Origin of the sequence: Novosphingobium fuchskuhlense (genome assembly GCF_001519075.1) — a bacterium.
Taxonomy (GTDB): Bacteria; Pseudomonadota; Alphaproteobacteria; order Sphingomonadales; family Sphingomonadaceae; genus Novosphingobium; species Novosphingobium fuchskuhlense.
Genome location: NZ_KQ954244.1, coordinates 69331 through 86982 on the forward strand (window position 1 = coordinate 69331; position 17652 = coordinate 86982).

A 17652-nucleotide genomic window follows, 5' to 3' on the forward strand; every position below is an offset into this window, starting at 1 on the left:
GAAACCGGCAGGGATGCCGGGACATGAAAAAGCAGCCGGCCCATGGTGGAACCGGCTGCTTTTCTGTGTTTTCGCAGACTCGCCCGAAGGGCTGCCGGATATTACCAGGCGTGCGGCTCGCCATTCCACTTGCGGAACTCACCAGTATCATCAAGCGACCATCCGGCGCCCAGCCTGAGGATGCCGGCGGCGCTTTCCTGCGGGGTGATCTCGGCATGCGGGCCGCCCATATCGGTCTGCACCCAGCCGGGATGGACAAGGCCGATGATCACGCCCCGGGGCTTGAGATCGATGGCCACAGAGCGCATCAACCGGTTCAGCGCCGCCTTGGCCGAGGCATAGGCGTACATGCCGCCCATCGGCCACGTCGATGCGCCCAACTGGCTGGTCACGTTGATCACCCGGCTGCCTTCGCCAAGACGCGGCAGAAAAGCCTGAAGCACGCGCAGCGGGCCCTGCACCATGATCGCAAAGGCCTCGTTCCACGCGTCCCAGTCCGCGCCTTCAAGCTCGTTGGCGATGGGTCCGGTAACCCCTGCCACGTTGTAGAGCACGTCGACCGTGCCGGTTCCGCTTGCCGCCGCCGCACGCACGGAGGCATCGCTCGCCACGTCGCAGGGCGTGATCGTGAGCCTGCCGCCCGAAGACGCCGCCAATTCCTCCAGCGCCGCACTGGCCTTGCGCGGCAGGGCGATCACGGTATCGCCCGCCGCAATATGCTGCGCAGCAAGCTCGAGCCCGATGCCGCGTGCGCAGCCGGTAATTGCAACAGTTGCCATGGCCTTGTCTCCTGCCCTTTACAGCTTCAGCAGCTGCTTGCCCTTGTTCGAACCCGAGAACAGCCGCTGCAACGTCGCCGGTGCATTCTCGAAGCCATGCTGCACGTCCTCGCGGTAGGCGAGCCGGCCCTCGTTCACCCACTTGACCAGACGGCGGCGGATATCCGGGAACTCGCTGGCCCAATCGAGCACGATGAAGCCCTGCATCCGCGCGCGGCGGAACACGAGGTTGAAGTAGTTTTCAGGGCCCGCCGGCAGATTGCCGGTTTCGTAGCGGCTGATGCCGCCGCAGATCACCACGCGTGCGTTCGTGGCGATGCAGGCCAGCATGTCGTTGAGGATCTTGCCACCCACGTTGTCGAAGATCACGTTGATCCCGTGGGGCGCCAGTTCCTTCAATTGCGCGCGGATCGGCCCGGCCTTGTAGTCGATGGCGTGGTCGTAGCCCGCTTCCTTGACGAGCCATTCGCACTTTTCAGGGCCGCCGGCGATGCCGATCACCGTGCAGCCCGCGATCTTCGCCAGCTGCCCGACGATCGAGCCTGTCGCGCCCGCCGCACCCGAGACGACCACGACGTCGCCGGCCACCGGCTCGCCCACCTTGAACAGGCCGCAATAGGCCGTGACGCCCGTGGTGCCGAGGATCGAGAGCATCGCCGTGGGCGGCAGTTCGGACATGCAGGGGATCAGCCCCTCGCCATCGTGGATGAGGTATTCGCTCCACACGATCGAGCCCGCCAGTGTGGTCCCCACCGGGAACTTGCCGCCATTGCTCGCAACGACCTCGACGATGCCCGAGCCGCGCATGACATCGCCGATCGCCATGGGCGCGACGTAGTCGGCGATGTTTTCCATCCAGCCCTTCTGCGCCGGATCGAAACCCAGATAGTGCGTCTTCAGCAGCATCTGACCCGGCCCCGGTTCGGGGAGCGCGGTGGTGACCAGCTTGAGGTCGTCATCGTTGATGGGGCGGCCGCGCGGATGTCCATTGAGCAGCCATTGACGGGTTTCGGTCACGTCGGAATCTCCCGGAAAAAGTGTCTTGGCGGCAAGACTAGCGGCACTGCCGCATATCCGGACCTACCGAATTGAATGAGCCCCAAAGGACATCAGCGCGCCATGCCGGCCAGCCGCGTGGCGAGCGCCGGATCGCGCGGATCGTTCCAGTCCTGCCGGGCGGCCCATTCCGCGAGGCTTGCCGGCCTATGCCGGAAGTGCCGCGCCATGTCCTCGGGCGCAACGACCAGCGGCGACAGGGCCTGCGCGTTGTACCACCGGTAGAACTGCGCCATCCCGTCGTAGATCGAGGCCGGCTTCACGTCTGGCGAGCCCGTGACCAGCAGGCTCATCGCCGAGGCGAAATCATCCGGCGTGAGGCTCTGGAACACGATGGGCTTGCCCGCGACCTTGCTCAGGATCGCAGCCACTTCATCGCCCACCAGCGCCTCGGGCCCGCCCACCTTGTAGCGTCCGCTGGGCAGGTCCGGGTTGGTCAGCGCTTCGACCATGAAGGCCGCCACATCATCGAGGCAGATCCACGAGATCTGGAGATCGGGCTTGGCGGGATAGGCGAACACGCCCTTGTTGACGATCCCGGGCTTGTTCCAGCTGCGGATCATGTTGTCCATGAACACGCGCGATTCGATGATGATCCATTCGCAGCCGCTGCCCGCGATGGCCTTGATGATATCGCGCCGGCCATCCATCGCCGGGCTGCCGATGTCCTCCTCGGCGATATGGCAGCTGGTGTGGAAGACGATGCGCTGCACGCCATTCGCCTTGGCCGCCGCCGCGATGCTTGCCCCCATCTTGCGGGCAAGGTCCCGGTCGAACACGAAGGGAAGATGCGCGGCAATCGCGTCTACTCCCTGGGCCGCCGCGATCATCGAGGCTTCGTCATAGATATCCGCCGCCACGGTCTCGACGGCGGCGAATTCGGTACCGGAGAGCGCCTGCGGATTGCGCAAGGCTGCGACCGGGGTCAGCCCAGCCGCGATCAGCCGGGTGAGCAGCGGATGCCCCTGATCGCCCGTGGCGCCCAGCACCAGAATGCGCTTCATCTTGATTTCCTTACTGATTGGCGAGCCGGGCGGCAGTTCGCCCCGCGATGCATCCGAACGTGAGTGCCGGCCCCAGCGTCCCGCCCGCACCAGCGTAAACGCTGCCGGTGGGGCAGGCGATCACGTTGCCTGCGCCATAGAGGCCGGGGATCGGTTCGCCATCCACATCGAGCACTTGCGCCGCCGCATTGGTCCGCGCTCCGCCATTGGTGCCGAGCGCGCCGAGCCTTAACTGGACGGCGTGAAACGGCCCTTGCGTGAGCGGACCCAGGGTCGCTGCCGCGCCGGGGCGCGAACGGTCGCCGTAGAAGTGATCGTAGGCGCTTTTGCCGCGCCCAAAATCGGGGTCTTCGGCCTGTGCAGCATACCCATTGAAGCGTTCCACCGTCTGCAGCAGAGTTGCAGCATCGATGCCCATCCTGCCGGCCAGATCTTCGAGCGTATCAGCGACCAGAACGCTGTCGGGCAGCGGATCGAACGGCATCACCGTGCCAAGCGGATAGCGTGCACGATATTGCGCATCGCACACCAGCCACGCCGGATTGTTGGGATAGTCATATGTCGCCGGATCGAACTGATGGAACGCGCCCGCCAGCGAGGAATAGTTGTTCGCCTCGTTGCAGAAGCGCCTCCCCGCACGGTTGACGAGCAGGCTGTGCGGCAGGGTGCGTTCGATCAGCACGGGCGAAGCGCGCTCTTCGCCGCCCGGCCACTGCGCGCCGCCGAGGGACAGCGTGGGCACCCACCATGCCGAGGTCATGTTGCCAAGCCCCGCGCCGACCGACATGGCGAGCCTCAGCCCATCGCCGGTATTCCCGGGCGGCGAGGCAGGCATATCGAGCGGCCCGCGCAGGAAGGTTTTTCTGAGGCTTTCGTTCCACTCGAACCCGCCGGTCGCGAGGATCACGCCCCGGCCAGCGCGGATGCTGCGCCCGCCGGCAAAGTCCACCCCGACGACGCGGCCCGCCTCCACGATCAGCCGCTCGGCCTTCATGCCCAGCTGCGGCTCGATTCCGCGGGCGAGGCAGGCTGCCAGCAGCCGCCCGACCATGGCCTGGCCGAACCCGCGCAAGTCTGCCTCGGCGCGCCGCTTCAGTTCCGCCGGATCGACAAACCCGCTGCTGCCGCCCAGCGGCGTTTCGCGCAGCATCATGCGCTGGATCACGCCATCACTGAACACCTTCTCCGCCCACGGACCCAGCGTGGTGAAATCGAACAGCTCGTTGTCGAGCGCGCGCCCGCCCTCGGGCCTGGCGCCGGGCCGGTCGAGGTAATAGTCCGGATAGCCCGGCAGGATGCTGACCGACAGCGCGCCGGCCTCTTCCAGAAACGCCAGCGCGCCCGGCGCCTCGCGCACGAAGGCGCCCAGCACCTCGGGCTCCATCTCGCCGTGATCGAGGCTGCCGAAATAGGCGAGCGCGTCGTCCTCGGTGTCGGCCATTCCGGCAGCCTGCATCCGGGGGTTGTTCGCCGCCCAGATGATCCCGCCCGAGACCGCCGCCGTGCCGCCCAGCCGCTCGCCCTTTTCGACGAGCGTGACCGCAGCCCCCGCAGCATGGGCGGAGAGCGCCGCCGCCATGCCCGCCGCGCCCGCGCCGATGATGAGGACGTCGCAGGTCTCGCTCACCTCACAGTCCCCCGGCCACGTAAAGGCATTGGCCGGTAACCCAGCCCGAGGCGGGCGAGCACAAATAGACTGCTGCCGCCGCGATATCCTCTTCCCGGCCATAGCGCTGGAGCGGGATGCCGATCATCTCGCGCAGAGCCTCGCGCCGTGCTTCATCGTCGGTGCGCATGCAGGCGTTGAAGTTCTCGGTCGGGATCGGCCCGGGGGCCACGGCATTGATGCGGATTTTCGGGGCCAGTTCGCGTGAGAGCGTCTGCGTCAGACTGTTCACCCCCGCTTTGGCCGCGGCATAGGGCCCGTTCTTCACTTGCGGCCCGAAGGCTGCGCGCGAGGAAGTGTTGAGGATCACCCCGCCTGCCTCACCCATCGCTTTCGCGGCGACAACCGCGCCCATCCACACGGCCTTGAGGTTGAGATCGACTTGCGCGTCCCAGCTTTCTTCGGTGGTCTTGGTGAGATAGCGCGGGTTGCCATCGGGAATGCCACCCGCATTGCTGACCCAGATGCCGACCGTCCCCAGCTCCGCCGCTGCCTGAGCGGCGAGGTTTTCCAGAGCAGCCATGCTCGTTGCATCGGTCGGCACTGCAAGGGCCCGCCGCCCGCGCGCCCGGATTTCCTCGGCCACCGCATCGATATCTGCCGCTGTGCGTGCGCCGAGCGCGACGTCCGCGCCTGCTTCGGCCAGCGCGATCGCAATCGCCCTCCCGATCCCCTTTCCCGCACCGGTAACGACGGCAACCTGTCCATCGATGCGGAACCCATCCAGTATGCTCATGCGGCTTCGACCTGCTGTTCCATTTGCGCGACGCGCGGATCGCTGGGCCAGACCCATTCCTGGCCGATGACCTGCTTGACAGCGAGGTGCGGCGGCACCCGGTCCAGCCCGATCATCTTGTCGCAGGTCTGGTGGAAACTGTAGATGCGCGCTTCCTGATAGCTCAGCGGGACGGACTTGAAGCCGTCGCTTTCCATCGACTTCTGGATCGCCTCGCCGAACTGCGTGTCTTCGAGGATGATCGGGCTCATTGCGCGCCCGCCCATCCCGTCGGGCACGGTCCACAGATCGGGCACCGGGCCGTCGCCCCAGTCGAGCGCCATGGTGATCAGCTCGAGCCGGGTCGTGTTCAACGAGGTCGGCCAGAAAATCAGCGGCGGAATGAAGAAGTTGGAAAGCGGCGAGACCCAGTTGGGGAACATCGTGTAGCTCTGGGTCGTCGTCCGCCCCAATTCGCCCACCGTCTCGATCGACTGCCATTCGGGTGGATTGTCGATCGCACGCACATGGGCGCGGTTGGTGTCTTTCGGTGCCGGCGCGATCATCCGCGCGTGGCCGCCAGGAAACATGGTGTTCACGTTGCGCTTGTGATCGACCAGCGGCGCGACCGTATCGGGATGGATGAAGGGCACATGGTAGACTTCCATGTTCGCCTCCATCGCCACCTTCCAGTTGCACTTGAGATCGAACGACTGGCGCGCGGCGAGGCGCACACGGTCGAAACCGAACTCCTCCCACTCGTCCCACAACGGGCCCATCCACTCGCGCAGGCTCATCGCATGTTCGTCGAGGTTCACGAAGATCAGCTTGCCGAACATCTCGCAGCGCACGCCGATCAGACTGCGGCACGACTTGTCGAAACTGCTGCCGAAGTCCTGCGATTCCGGCACGCCGACGAGCTCGCCGTCGGTCTTGTAGGTCCAGTTGTGATAGCCGCACATCAAGCGGGGCGCGCGCCCGCTCTGCTGCGTGACGACCGGTGCGCCGCGATGGCGGCAGGTGTTATAGAACGCGCGGACGACGCCATCCATGCCATGGACAATGATCAGCGGCTGGCCGGCGTTGTCCCACTGCATGAAGCTGCCGGGCTCTGGCACTTCATCGAGATGCGCCGCAAACAGCCAGCTCTTCTTCCAGATGTGCTGCTGCTCGAGGTCGTAGTACTCCTGGCTGGTGTAGCGCCCGGCAGGCATGTCCGGCAACGATGGAAAGCCCTCGGGAGGGCGATCCCGCGCCGCTTCCCATTCCATCAGGCGCTTGATCGTGTCGACTGTCTGCTGATCCATCATCTGCCGCACTCCTCTTCGGGCGAACATCTCAGGCCCAGAAATTCAGGGATTTCCTGCAATCACTGATCGTGCATCGTCGACACGGATCGCCGCGCCGTTGATGAACTTGCTTTCGTCCGAGGCGAGGAACACCACCGTGTAGGCAATGTCGTCGGGCTCGCCGAGCTTGACCAGCGGGCCGCTGTTCAGCGCCTCTTCCGCGCCGCGCATCAGCGCCGCTTGCCGGCCCACTTCCATCACCATCGGGGTGAGGATCCCGGCAGGGTGGATCGAATTGCAGCGGATGCTGTAGCCCTGCTTCGCGCAGTGCACCGCGACCGCCCGCGTCAGCCCCTCTACCGCGCCCTTAGCTGCGCAATATGCGGCCACCGCGCTTTCGCCCTGCACCGAGGCGATCGAGGCCATGTTGATGATCGAGCCGCCACCCGTTTCCTTCATCACCCGCACCGCATGCTGGCAGCCGAACCAGGTGCCGTCCGCGCTGACGGCCATGATGAAGCGGTAGTCCTTCTCGGTCTGCGTCTCGATATCGCCGAGTTCGACCACACCCGCGTTGTTGACGAGAATATCGAGCTTGCCGTGCCGCGCGACCACGTCGTCGACCAGCACCTTCCATTCCGCATCGTGCCGCACATCGAGATAGCGGAACTCGGCCATCTCGCCGAGCTCGGCCGCGACCCGCTCCCCGTTTTCGCGGTCCACGTCGGTCAGGATCACCCGCGCGCCTTCGCGCACGAACATGCGCGCGTCCGCCTCGCCGAGGCCCTTGGCCGCGCCGGTGATGATCGCGACCTTGCCTGCCAGCCTGCCCATACCCGCTCTTCCTCTCAATTATGCAAGTTCCCACCAATTCACCCCGGATGCTAGGCAGACGTTACTAGCAAAAGAGAGGGGTAGGGCCGTGGCGGTGACGATGGACGAGCTGCTGGCGCGCGAGGAGATGCGCGATGTGCTCCACCGCTACTGCAAGGGAATCGACCGGCGCGACTGGGCGCTGGTGCGTTCGTGCTTTGCCGATGATCATGTTCACAAGCATGCGACCATCGAGGGTTCGGCGGACGATTTCGTGCGGATGGCGAGCGCCGTGCTGAGCACCATTCCGGCGACCCACCACACCATCGGCAACATGCACTTCGCTTTCGCCGAGGATGGCCTGAGCGCCGAAACCGAAGCCAATTTCGTAGCCTACCATCTGATCGAGGCCGGCCACACCGAAGGAACGCCGGTGCCGACCGGCGGCAAGGCGACCGACTGGATTGTTGCGGGCCGCTACTGCGACCGCTTCGAAAAGCGCGACGGCAAATGGATCATCGTGCGGCGGCAGGCCTACCATGACTGGGAACGTTTCGATCCTGCGAACATCTGAAAAACAAGCAAGATTATGGGAGATAACTTGATGCGACTGAACGGCAAGACCGCCCTTATCACCGGGGGTTCCTCTGGCCTTGGCGCCGCCATGGCAACGCGCTTCGTCGCGGAAGGTGCATCGGTCGTGATCGCGGATATCGATGACGCGAACGGCGAGGCGCTGGCAGCGGAGCTGGGCGCGAACGCCCGCTACATCCACCTCGACGTGACGCAGGAAGTAGACTGGGCTGCCGCCTTTGCCGGGATCGAGACACTCGACTGCGTGATCAACAACGCCGGCATCACCACCGCGGGCAACATCGAGCAGGTCACGCTCGAACAGCTGCGCCATGAGTTCGAGATCGACGTCGTCGGCGTGTTCCTCGGCTGCAAGTATGCAGTGGCCAAGATGAAGGGCACCGGGGGCGGCTCGATCATCAACATGTCCTCGCTCGCCGGGATCAAGGCGAGCGCCGATCTTGTTGCCTACAACGGCGCCAAGGCGGCCGTGGCGATCATGACCAAGTCGATCGCCGAACATTGCGGCAAGAGCGGCTACAACATCCGCTGCAACTCGATCCACCCGGGCGTGATCCGCACCCCGATCCTCGACAAGGTGCTGGCGCAGGTCCCCAATCCGGATGAGGTCTATGCCGGCTGGGTCGCTGTCCACCCCATCGGCCGCATCGGCACGCCGGAGGAAATCGCCGCCATCGCGGTCTACCTCGCCTCGGACGAATCGACCTTCACCACCGGCGCGGAATTCCGCATCGACGGCGGCAGCTCGATCTAGGGGTGGTCGATCTGATGAACCCGATCTCCTTCGCCTCGGGCATCGTCCCCGAATTCGGCCCGGTCGAAACGATCCGCGCGGCTCATGCCGGCGGATTCGACATGACCGGCCTGTGGGTCGAGCCCGGCGAATGGACGGACACGAAGACGCGCGAGGCCCGCACCGCGCTGGCGGACACGGGGCTGCCGCTGCTCGATGTCGAAGTGATCTGGATCCAGCCCGGCAGCGACATGGCACTCCACCGGAAGGTCATCGATGTCGGCGCGGAATTGGGGGCCCGGAACGTGCTGTGCGTTTCCTCCGACCCCGACATGGGCCAGACCGCCGCGCGGCTGCACGAACTGTGCGTCCACGCCGAAGGATCGGGCATGCGGGTCGCGCTGGAGTTCGGCATCTTCACCGAAGTGAAGACCCTCGCGATGGCGCTCAGCGTAGTCGAACAGGTGGGCCACCCGCTGCGGGCGCTGCTGATCGACCCGATCCACGTCGACCGCTCGCTGAGCCCGGTGGGCGATCTTGCCAAGGTCCCGCGCGACCTGCTGCCCTATGCGCAGTTCTGCGATGCGCCGGCCAAGCGCCCCGATCCGGCCGACTTCCCGGCGATCATCGAGGATGCCATCGACCTCAGAGAGCAATGCGGCGAGGGCGCGCTGCCGCTCACCGCGATGTACCGCGCGTTGCCGCCCGGGATACCGCTGAGCATCGAACTGCGCTCCAAGGCCCTGCGCGAGGCCTGCACCGATCCCGCCGACCGCGCGAAGGCGGTTGCGGCGGCGACGCGGCGGTGGCTGGCGGCGAACGCGGGTTAGTTCCCCCGCCCCTTCACGAACGCCGCCACATCATCGTGCAGCGCCTTCAGCGATTCCTCGTGGGCATAGACCATGTGGCCTGACGGGTAGTACTTGTACGAGATGTTCCCGCGCAGCGCCTCGGGCACGGGCAAGTGGCGCATCTGGAAGCGCCCCTCGAAATAGGGCGTCGCGGTGTCGTAGTAGCCGCCCAGCACCAGCACCCGCAGCGTCGGATTGGTCTTCATCGTGAAGGCGAGGTCGGGCAGGACATTGGCCGCGCCTTCGACAGCGCTGCCGGCACCCGGCGGGGTGTGCTTCATGTCCCAATCGCCGACATCGGCAAACAGCTTGAACGCCTTGCCGGCGCCATAGCGCAGCGTCGCTCGCGCATAGTCGTTGAAGGCGGAGACATAGGCCGAGCTGATCGCGGTGGACTGCGGATCGTATTCGGCCTCGCGGCTGAGCCCATCGAGGCTCGGGCCGGCAAAGCGCGTGTCGAGCCGGCCCACGGTCTGCCCGGTTTCGTCCATCAGGTTGCGATTGAACTGGCCGAGATTGACCCTGAGGTTCGAGCGCAGGATGTAGGCGGGCGTAAGGCCGGTATAGCGCGAGAGCTTCTCGGCAATCGCCTGCCTGCGCGTCGCAGGAAGGTCGTTCCCCTCGATCAGGGCCGCGGCATAATCGCCGGTGGCAAAGCGCTCGGCCTCCGCAAGGAACGGCTCCAGCGCCCCGGGGCGCCCGCCGGGCACGCGCTCATGGTACCAGGTCGTTGCCGCATAGGTCGGCAGGGAAACGATGTAGGGCAGGTCGTTGCCCGGGTTCCACTGCGGTGCATCGGCCCAGAAATCGAACGCGAGCGTTACCGACAGCAGCATGATCCCGTTGAGATCGACCGAATCCGCATTCTGCAACCGCGCCGCCAGCGCCACCGCGCGCGGCGTGCCGTAGCTTTCACCGAAGAGGTAGCGCGGCGAATTCCAGCGCTGATACTTGCTGAGGAATTGCTTGATGAAATCGGCAAAGGCATGGACGTCCTGATCGATGCCGTAGAATGCCTTTTCCTTGTCCTTGCCCGCGATCCGGCTGAACCCCGCCCCCGGCGCATCGATGAACACGAGGTCCGCCACATCGAGCGGGCTGTCTGCGTTGTCGACCACCTTGTAGGGCGCGGGCGCGGTATGGCTGCCGTCTGCCGTCACCACCCGGCGCGGGCCGAAGGCACCCATGTGGAGCCACACGGTGGAGGAGCCCGGCCCGCCATTGAAGACGAACAGGATCGGCCGATCCGCTGCGGGCGCGCCCTTCTTGAAATAGGCGGTATAGAACATCGAGGCTTCGGCGGGCGCCTCGTCGCCGGTGGCATCGGCCTTTGGCTTTGCCGCATCGTCCCAGCCCTTGGGATGGACGACCAGCGTGCCGGCGACGGCCTTGTAGTCGATCCGCGCGCCCCGCACGGTGACCGAACCTTCGCTCGCCACTTCCTCCGGCAGGAACAGCGCAGTGGGTGCCGCCTTGGCCGTTTCGGCGGGCTTCGCCGCATCGATGGGCTTGTCCGCCGCCAGCGCCGCTGTGCTCAGTCCGAATGCCAAAGCCAGCGCAGAAATACCCCGAAGCAACCGCATGAAAGCGCCTCATCCGTCAAAAGGAAACCGGCGCGATGGTTTGCATCGCGCCGGTTCCTTGTCCAGCAGAGGGAATGGGAAGTGCGTGCAAAAAACGACGCGCCTTCCCGGCAGGGATCACCCCGCTGAAGGCCGGTGCGCGGTGTCGGACCAGTCCTGCCGGGCCACCCACTGCGCCAGCGTTTCGAGCTCGATCCCCGGCAGGCGCTCCATCATCGCCTCGGTGTTGACCTCGAAGGGCTTGGTCGGGGCGTTGTTGTTGTAGTTGTAGAAGGCGGCAATGCCCGCCGAGAACGGTTTGCGTTCGGCCTCGGGCATGGAATCGCCCAGCGCCTTCACAAGGAGATCGCCGAACTCTTCGGGCGTGCAGGGATCGTACTTGATGGTGTGGCCGAAGTGGTCCGAGAGGATCTGCGCGACCTGCGGCGGCAGCAGGCGCTCCGGCCCGCCGATGTTCATCCAGGTGCCTTCCATGTCCGGACGGTCCATCGCGTGGATCATGATCTTGGCGACGTCGTCGAGGCTGATCCAGTTCGCGCCCAGCGTCGGCTTGTGCGGATAGACATAGCGGCGCTCGTGCATGATGAACGGCCGCGCCCAGTTGGTCAGAAGGTTGTCCATGAACAGCACAGAGCCGAACACCGTGGCGGGGACGCCCGAGCGGAACAGCGCGTTGATGCCGGCGGTGTTGCCCGCATAGGTGAAGGCATCGCCGGGCTTGTCGGGGATCCAGCTCGAGGTGTTCCAGACGAAGCGCTTGGCGTCGACTTCCTTGGCCGCCTCGCCGATCCAGCCGGCGAGTTCGGCACGGGAATCCCTGAGCTGCAGCGGGTGGTTGTAGAACACCGCATCGGAGCCCTCGAGCGCCTTGGTGTAGGTCTTGCGGTCGTAGAGATCGATCACGCGGGTTTCGATATCGGCGTTGGTCGGCCCGAGATCGGGCTTCTCGTTGCGCGACAGGGCGCGGACCTGATGCCCTGCAGCGACAAGCTGGCGTACTTGCGCCAGCCCTTGCCGGCCAGTTGCGCCCACGACGGATACCAGTGCCATTTCGCATCTCTCCTTTGGTGAGGCTGCCCGGCTCTTTGACCGGTGCAGCCGGAATTGGCGGGCCTAGCTGCGGATTGCGCTGGCTCCGTCGACATTGAGGTCGGTTCCGCTGGTGAAGCTCGAATCCTCGCAGCTCAAAAACAGGATCGCACGCGCCACTTCGTCCGGTTCGCCCACGCGGCCCATCGGGTGTGCGGAGGCCATCACCGCCTCGATCTCATCGGGCGTGGCGCCGCCGGCGTTGAGGTAGCGGTTGTACATCGGGGTGCGGATCGCGCCGGGATGCACGGTGTTGGCGCGGATCTTGAGGCCGCGCTCGGCGCAATCGAGCGCCACGGTCTTGGTGAGGTGGGTGACGCCCGCCTTGGACGCGCAATAGGCCGCCATATTGCCCGCCGCGCGGTGCGCCAGCATCGAGCCGATGTTGACGATCGTCGCGTTCTCGCCTGATGCCGCGAGCGCCGGAATGGCGGCGCGGCAGCCATAGAACGAGCCCGTCAGGTTGATGTCGATGTGGCGGTGCCAGCTGTCGAGATCGACGTCGACGGTGTTTCCGGGTTCGGAAATGCCGGCGATGTTACACAGCGTGGTGAGCTTGCCGAAGCGGGCCAGGGTCGCCGCGACGGCCGCCTCCCACTGCGCCAGATCGCGCACATCGAGCTGCACGGCATCGGCATTGGGGCCGAGCTTTGCGGCGTGGGCCTTGGCCTTGTCCAGCTGCAGGTCGCCCAGCATCACGCTGCCGCCTTCGGCCACGAACAGTTCGGCAACCGTACCGCCGATCCCTTCCGCGCCGCCCGAAATCAGGGCGACCTTGCCCGTCATCTTGCCCATTGCTCAGCGCTCCAGGATGCAGACGCCGGACAGGCCGGGCGCGCCATACACGTGGCTGTAGGCCGCCTTGGGCCTCCCGGGCACCTGCCGTCCGCCGCCGCGGCCGCGCAGCTGCACGGTGTTTTCATAGACCTGCCGGAGGCCCGAAGCGCCGATCGGTTCGCCGCAGGCAAGGCAGCCACCGTCCGTATTCACCGGCAAGCTGCCGGTGATCTCGGTGCGTCCCTCGCGCAGCCACTGTTCCTGATCGCCATCCTTGCAGAAGCCGTTTTCGGCCATGTGCATGATCTCGGCTCCGGATTCAGTATCCTGCAACTGGGCGACCGAGATGTCCTCCGGCCCGATCCCGGCCTGCTCGAACGCCGCCTTGGACGCGAGGATCGTGGGCTTGCCGCCGTTGTCGATATCGACCGAGGGGGCGAAGACCTCGAACGAGCCCGGCGGGCGGGTGCGGACGGCAACACTGGCGATCTTGACCGCGTCCGCGCCCAGTTCGCGCACCTTCTTGCCGCTGGCGAGGATCAGCGCCACCGCGCCTTCAGCCGGCGCGCAGAACATGTATTTGGTCAGCGGATCGTTGACCATCGGGGAGTTCAGGATCGTTTCCAGATCGACCGGCGAACGCCGCCACGCGTGATCGGCGTGGACGCCGTTGCGAAACGCCTTTTCGGCGACGCGGCCCAGCGTCTCGCGGCTGATGCCGTAGAGCTGCATGTAGCGCTGGATCTTGAGCGCGAAGAACTGCGTCGTCAGCATCATGCCGGTCTGGCCGTACCATTCGGGCAGGCCATAATCGCGGGGCTTGGCATTGAACGCGCCGCGCGGGTGCTTGTCGAAGCCGACCGCGAGCGCCACGTCGAACTCGCCCGCCGCGATGGCGTTGCGCGCGGAGGCGAGCGCAGAGCCGCCCGTCGCGCAGCCATTGGCCACGTTGATGAACGGCAGGCCGGTGAGGCCCAACTCGTTGACCATGATATCCGCACTGCCCGCCGCCGCCGAACCGCCATAGGCGCAGCCGACGTCGGTCCATTCGATGCCGGCATCGGCCATGGCCTGCCGCACCGCAAAGACGCCCTGATCGCGGCCCGAGCGCCCGTCAGTGCGGCCGAAGGGGTGGATGCCCGCCCCGATGATATAGACGTCTTCCATCACGCTTTCTCCGGACGAAACGCATAAGTCGCACGGGTCGCATCGAACGGTGCGACCACGAATTCCATCGGCATGCCGAGCTTCAGATCCTCCAGCACGCAATCGACGATCCGCGTCTCGACGATCACCTCGCCGGGCAGCTCGACATAGCCGAGGAGATAGGGCTGGAACGGTTCCGGCCCCTCGAAGGGTTCCTTGGGCTGGAAGTCCTGCCGGGTCCACGACCACAGCGTGCCCTTGCGCGAAAGCCGGTAAGGCTCGACGCCTTCCGCCGCATCGCCGCTGGGATAGGGGAAGACGATCTTGCCGTTCGGGAGCCGCCCGCCGATCAGCGCCGGCTCGGCTTCATTGGTCCACAGGTTCTCTGCAATCGGCTCAAGCTGCGCCATATAACCTTTCCCGAGAGGGTCAGGCCGGCATTCCCCGGCCCCCCGTCATTGCAAGGTATCGTGGCACCAAAGCCTGGGGGCGACGACACGCGAAAATGCTAGGCAGCCTGCCGGAGGCCTCCCCCTTTGTGTTAGTCGCCCCCGCCCCCGCGAATGCTTAGCCCTGTGTCATAACAAGGGAGCGGGCGTCTTGGGAGAGCATCGCCACTACCGCCATTTCGTCCTCGCCGTGATCACCTTCGGCGGGATGCTGAACATTGCCGACCGGCTGATCCTCTCGATCATGCTCGAAGACATCAAGCATGCCTTCGCGCTGAGCGACACGCAGATCGGCCTCATCACCGGCTTTGCCTTCACCGTGCTCTATGTCGTGTGCGGCCTGCCGATCGCATGGCTGGCCGACCGGATGAGCCGACCGCTGATCATTGCCCTCGCCATCGCCACATGGAGCCTGATGACGGCGTGTTGCGGCCTTGCGACCGGTTTCTGGACCTTCTTTCTGGCGCGCATGGGCGTGGGCATCGGCGAATCAGGGAGCGGACCCGCCGGCACCTCGCTCCTCACGCAGACATTCAAGGGCCACGAACTAGGCCGGGCGATGGGAATCTATTTTCTCGGCCCCACGCTCGGCACGGCAGCGGGGCTCATTCTCGGCGGCGTGCTGGCCCATGCGGTCGGCTGGCGGATGACTTTCCTGCTGCTGGGCATACCGGGCATTCTCTTCGCGCTGTTCGTCTTCCTGACGGTGCAGGAACCCGGCGGCCGCCCGATCCCGGACAAGGTCAGCCTCGGCAAAGGCCTGATCGCCTGGTTCACCGGCATTCGCGCGCTTTGCGCCAACCGTGTTTTCCTTGCAGGCTCGCTGGCTTTCGGCTGCATGATCGTGACCGGCTACGGCTTTGCCACCTGGCTGGCGGCGATCATGCTGCGAGGGTTTCACGTTTCGACGGCCGATGTCGGCTTCTACCTCGGCCTCGCCTTCGTGCTTGGCGGCATTCCGGGGCCGCTGCTGGGCGGCTACCTCACGGACTGGCTGGTGCAGCGCGACGGGCGCTGGCGCGCGTGGCTCCCGGCGATCGCGACGCTGGGCTGCCTGCCGATCTATCTTGCGGCGCTCCAGAGCACGAATTTCTGGACGTTCCTTGGCCTGTTCTCGTGCGGCTACCTTGTCTTCCTCACCGCGCAGGCGCCCACCGTTTCGCTGATCCAGCTCGCCGTGCGGCCCGACGAGCGCGCGATGGCGATGGCGGTCGCGATGATCTTCAACAACCTCATCGGCCAGGCGCTCGGCCTCTTCCTCATCGGCTATGCCAGCACCAGCCTTACCCCCCTGTTCGGGACCAAGGCGCTCACCTGGGCCGTGATCGACGTCAGCGCCGCCTTCGCGGTCCCGGCTGTGCTGTTCTACCTCGTGGCGGCCAGCGGCATGGCGAGGGGCCCCCTCAAAATGATGAATGGCCCGGGCTCTTCGCAGGCGTAGACTGACGCCCAAGTCCAAGGGAGAGCGGACACATGGTGGAAACCAAGACCGGGCACGACCGCACAGCCGGCGTGACCTACAACGACGTGATCAGGGCGGACACCGTTCCGCCGCCGGCCGTCTATCTTGAGGATTCGCCCTATCCCGGCGGGGTCACCAAGGTCGCCACGCACCGCTACTGGAGCCGGCAAGAGCACGAGCGCGAAGTCGAGCGGCTGTGGAAGCGCGTGTGGCAGATGGCCTGCCACGAGGACGACATCCCCAATGTCGGCGACACCCATGTCTACGAGATCGCCGGGCTCTCCTTCATCGTGGTCCGCAATGCCCCGGGTGACGGCCCGGGCGCGGTCAAGGCCTTCCCCAACGCCTGCCTCCACCGCGGGCGCCAATTGTGCGAGGCGCATCGCAAAGGCCTCAAGGTGCTGCGCTGCCCGTTCCACGGCTGGTCTTGGCACCTTGATGGCAAGCTCAAGGAAGTGCCCAGCCACTGGGATTTCCCCAGCGTGACAGAAGAGGAATATGCCCTCCCCGCCGTCTCGGTCGGCCACTGGGGCGGGTTCGTGTTCATCAACCCCGATCCGGATGCCGAGCCGCTCGCCGATTTTCTCGGCGATATCGACCGGCACTTCTCGCTGCCGTTCAAGCGCCGGTACAAGGCCGCGCACATGGTGAAGCGCCTGCCGTGCAACTGGAAGGTAGCGCAGGAAGCCTTCATGGAATCCTACCACGTCGTCGGCACACACCCCGAACTGCTGCCGATGTTCCTCGATACCGGCTCGAAGTACGACGTCTGGCCGAACATCAGCCGCGCCATGTCCGCCTCTGGCCCGCCGAGCGCGCACACCGATCTCGATGCGCCCGATCCCTCGGCCTTTCCGGAGGGCCAGGCCTTCACCAGCTTCCGCCATCCGCTTTCAGGCCACGTCTATCGCCGCATCGAGGAGAACCGCGTCGAGGTGACACGCCCCGATGGCAAGACCGGCCTGTTCGACATGACCGGCGCGCATGTGGAAGGCGAGGTTGTCAGCGCCGACGCGCACATGTGCAACTGGATCGGCGGCAAGATCGCACCAGGTGAGGAAAATATGCCCACCCGCTTTGCCGGCGCATCGTCTGCCGATTTCCGCGCGGATGCCGCGCGCGACCGGCGCGAGCTGCTGCGCCCGCAATGGGGCGACGCGATCGACGGGTTCAGCGACGCCGACATGATCGACGCGATTTTCTATTCGGTATTCCCCAACCTCCACCCCTGGGCGGATTTCAACCCGATCTTCTACCGTTTCCGGCCGGACGGGGACAATCCCGAGCAGTCGCTCCACGAGGTGATGTACATGGTGCAGGTGCCCGAGGGCGAGGAGCGCCCGGCACCGGCCAAGTGCACCTTCCTTGATCTCGAGGACGACTACACCAAGGCGACCGAGTTCGGCAGCTATCTCAACAAGATCTTCAATCAGGACGGCCTGAACCACGCCGCCGTGCAGAAGGGACTGCACAACCATCCCAAGGGCGAGGTGATCTTCGCGAGCTATCAGGAAAGCAAGATCCGCGATTTCCACGAGAAGCTGAACCGCTGGCTGGATAGCGAAACCGCGCCGAAAAGCCGCTGATCCCCCCGCCCGTCCCTCACGCATCCACAGCCGGCCAGGAGGCTGAGAAGGAGGCGGGGC

17 protein-coding genes are annotated in these 17652 nt (G+C 65.6%); 5 read left to right on the top strand and 12 right to left on the bottom strand.

The window, feature by feature from the left end:
- Window positions 1-101 precede the first annotated feature (101 nt).
- The 7 genes from AQZ52_RS00330 to AQZ52_RS00360 form a co-directional block, all read right to left on the bottom strand.
- On the bottom strand, window positions 102-779 hold the full coding sequence (locus tag AQZ52_RS00330; RefSeq protein WP_067905986.1) for an SDR family NAD(P)-dependent oxidoreductase: 678 nt from the start codon (window positions 777-779) through the stop codon (window positions 102-104).
- An 18-nt stretch (window positions 780-797) separates the two neighbouring features.
- On the bottom strand, window positions 798-1796 hold the full coding sequence (locus tag AQZ52_RS00335) for an NADP-dependent oxidoreductase (protein WP_067905987.1): 999 nt from the start codon (window positions 1794-1796) through the stop codon (window positions 798-800).
- Between the two features lie 92 nt (window positions 1797-1888).
- Window positions 1889-2839: an SDR family oxidoreductase gene (locus AQZ52_RS00340; protein ID WP_067905988.1), complete on the bottom strand. Its 951-nt coding sequence runs from the start codon at window positions 2837-2839 to the stop codon at window positions 1889-1891.
- A 10-nt stretch (window positions 2840-2849) separates the two neighbouring features.
- Complete coding sequence (locus AQZ52_RS00345) at window positions 2850-4466, bottom strand: FAD-dependent oxidoreductase (RefSeq protein ID WP_067905989.1); 1617 nt, start codon at window positions 4464-4466, stop codon at window positions 2850-2852.
- 1 nt (window position 4467) lies between these two features.
- Window positions 4468-5241 carry an SDR family NAD(P)-dependent oxidoreductase gene (locus AQZ52_RS00350; RefSeq protein WP_067905990.1) on the bottom strand — a complete coding sequence of 258 codons (774 nt, stop codon included), beginning with the start codon at window positions 5239-5241 and terminating at the stop codon, window positions 4468-4470.
- Window positions 5238-6530 carry an aromatic ring-hydroxylating oxygenase subunit alpha gene (locus AQZ52_RS00355; protein WP_240481389.1) on the bottom strand — a complete coding sequence of 431 codons (1293 nt, stop codon included), beginning with the start codon at window positions 6528-6530 and terminating at the stop codon, window positions 5238-5240. Before AQZ52_RS00355 ends, AQZ52_RS00350 begins: the two co-directional genes overlap by 4 nt.
- A gap of 42 nt (window positions 6531-6572) precedes the next feature.
- On the bottom strand, window positions 6573-7343 hold the full coding sequence (locus AQZ52_RS00360) for an SDR family oxidoreductase (RefSeq protein WP_067905991.1): 771 nt from the start codon (window positions 7341-7343) through the stop codon (window positions 6573-6575).
- 88 nt (window positions 7344-7431) lie between these two features.
- Between AQZ52_RS00360 and AQZ52_RS00365 the strand changes: the two genes are divergently transcribed.
- From AQZ52_RS00365 to AQZ52_RS00375, 3 genes are read left to right on the top strand one after another with little or no spacing between them, the layout of a single operon-like run.
- Entirely contained in the window at window positions 7432-7896 is a 465-nt protein-coding gene (locus AQZ52_RS00365; protein ID WP_067905992.1) for a nuclear transport factor 2 family protein, read from the top strand.
- A gap of 30 nt (window positions 7897-7926) precedes the next feature.
- Window positions 7927-8670, top strand: a complete 744-nt coding sequence (locus AQZ52_RS00370; RefSeq protein ID WP_067905993.1) for a glucose 1-dehydrogenase — start codon at window positions 7927-7929, stop codon at window positions 8668-8670.
- A gap of 14 nt (window positions 8671-8684) precedes the next feature.
- Window positions 8685-9479, top strand: a complete 795-nt coding sequence (locus AQZ52_RS00375) for a sugar phosphate isomerase/epimerase family protein (RefSeq protein ID WP_067909102.1) — start codon at window positions 8685-8687, stop codon at window positions 9477-9479.
- Here AQZ52_RS00375 and AQZ52_RS00380 read toward each other — a convergent pair.
- From AQZ52_RS00380 to AQZ52_RS00400, 5 genes are all read right to left on the bottom strand, one after another.
- Window positions 9476-11083, bottom strand: coding sequence for a S10 family peptidase (locus AQZ52_RS00380; protein WP_067905994.1), 1608 nt, complete (start codon window positions 11081-11083; stop codon window positions 9476-9478). The genes AQZ52_RS00375 and AQZ52_RS00380 overlap by 4 nt on opposite strands.
- A 117-nt stretch (window positions 11084-11200) precedes the next feature.
- Window positions 11201-12133, bottom strand: coding sequence for an SDR family oxidoreductase (locus AQZ52_RS00385; protein WP_067905995.1), 933 nt, complete (start codon window positions 12131-12133; stop codon window positions 11201-11203).
- 63 nt (window positions 12134-12196) lie between these two features.
- On the bottom strand, window positions 12197-12967 hold the full coding sequence (locus tag AQZ52_RS00390; RefSeq protein ID WP_067905996.1) for an SDR family NAD(P)-dependent oxidoreductase: 771 nt from the start codon (window positions 12965-12967) through the stop codon (window positions 12197-12199).
- Window positions 12968-12970: 3 nt separating this feature from the next.
- Window positions 12971-14119, bottom strand: a complete 1149-nt coding sequence (locus AQZ52_RS00395) for a thiolase family protein (protein ID WP_067905997.1) — start codon at window positions 14117-14119, stop codon at window positions 12971-12973.
- A complete protein-coding gene (locus AQZ52_RS00400) occupies window positions 14116-14505 on the bottom strand; it encodes a Zn-ribbon domain-containing OB-fold protein (RefSeq protein ID WP_067905998.1) in 390 nt (129 codons plus the stop codon). Before AQZ52_RS00400 ends, AQZ52_RS00395 begins: the two co-directional genes overlap by 4 nt.
- A gap of 190 nt (window positions 14506-14695) precedes the next feature.
- Between AQZ52_RS00400 and AQZ52_RS00405 the strand changes: the two genes are divergently transcribed.
- Window positions 14696-15985 carry a spinster family MFS transporter gene (locus tag AQZ52_RS00405; protein ID WP_156424726.1) on the top strand — a complete coding sequence of 430 codons (1290 nt, stop codon included), beginning with the start codon at window positions 14696-14698 and terminating at the stop codon, window positions 15983-15985.
- A gap of 32 nt (window positions 15986-16017) precedes the next feature.
- Window positions 16018-17592: an aromatic ring-hydroxylating oxygenase subunit alpha gene (locus AQZ52_RS00410; protein ID WP_067906000.1), complete on the top strand. Its 1575-nt coding sequence runs from the start codon at window positions 16018-16020 to the stop codon at window positions 17590-17592.
- The last annotated feature ends 60 nt before the right edge of the window (window positions 17593-17652 follow it).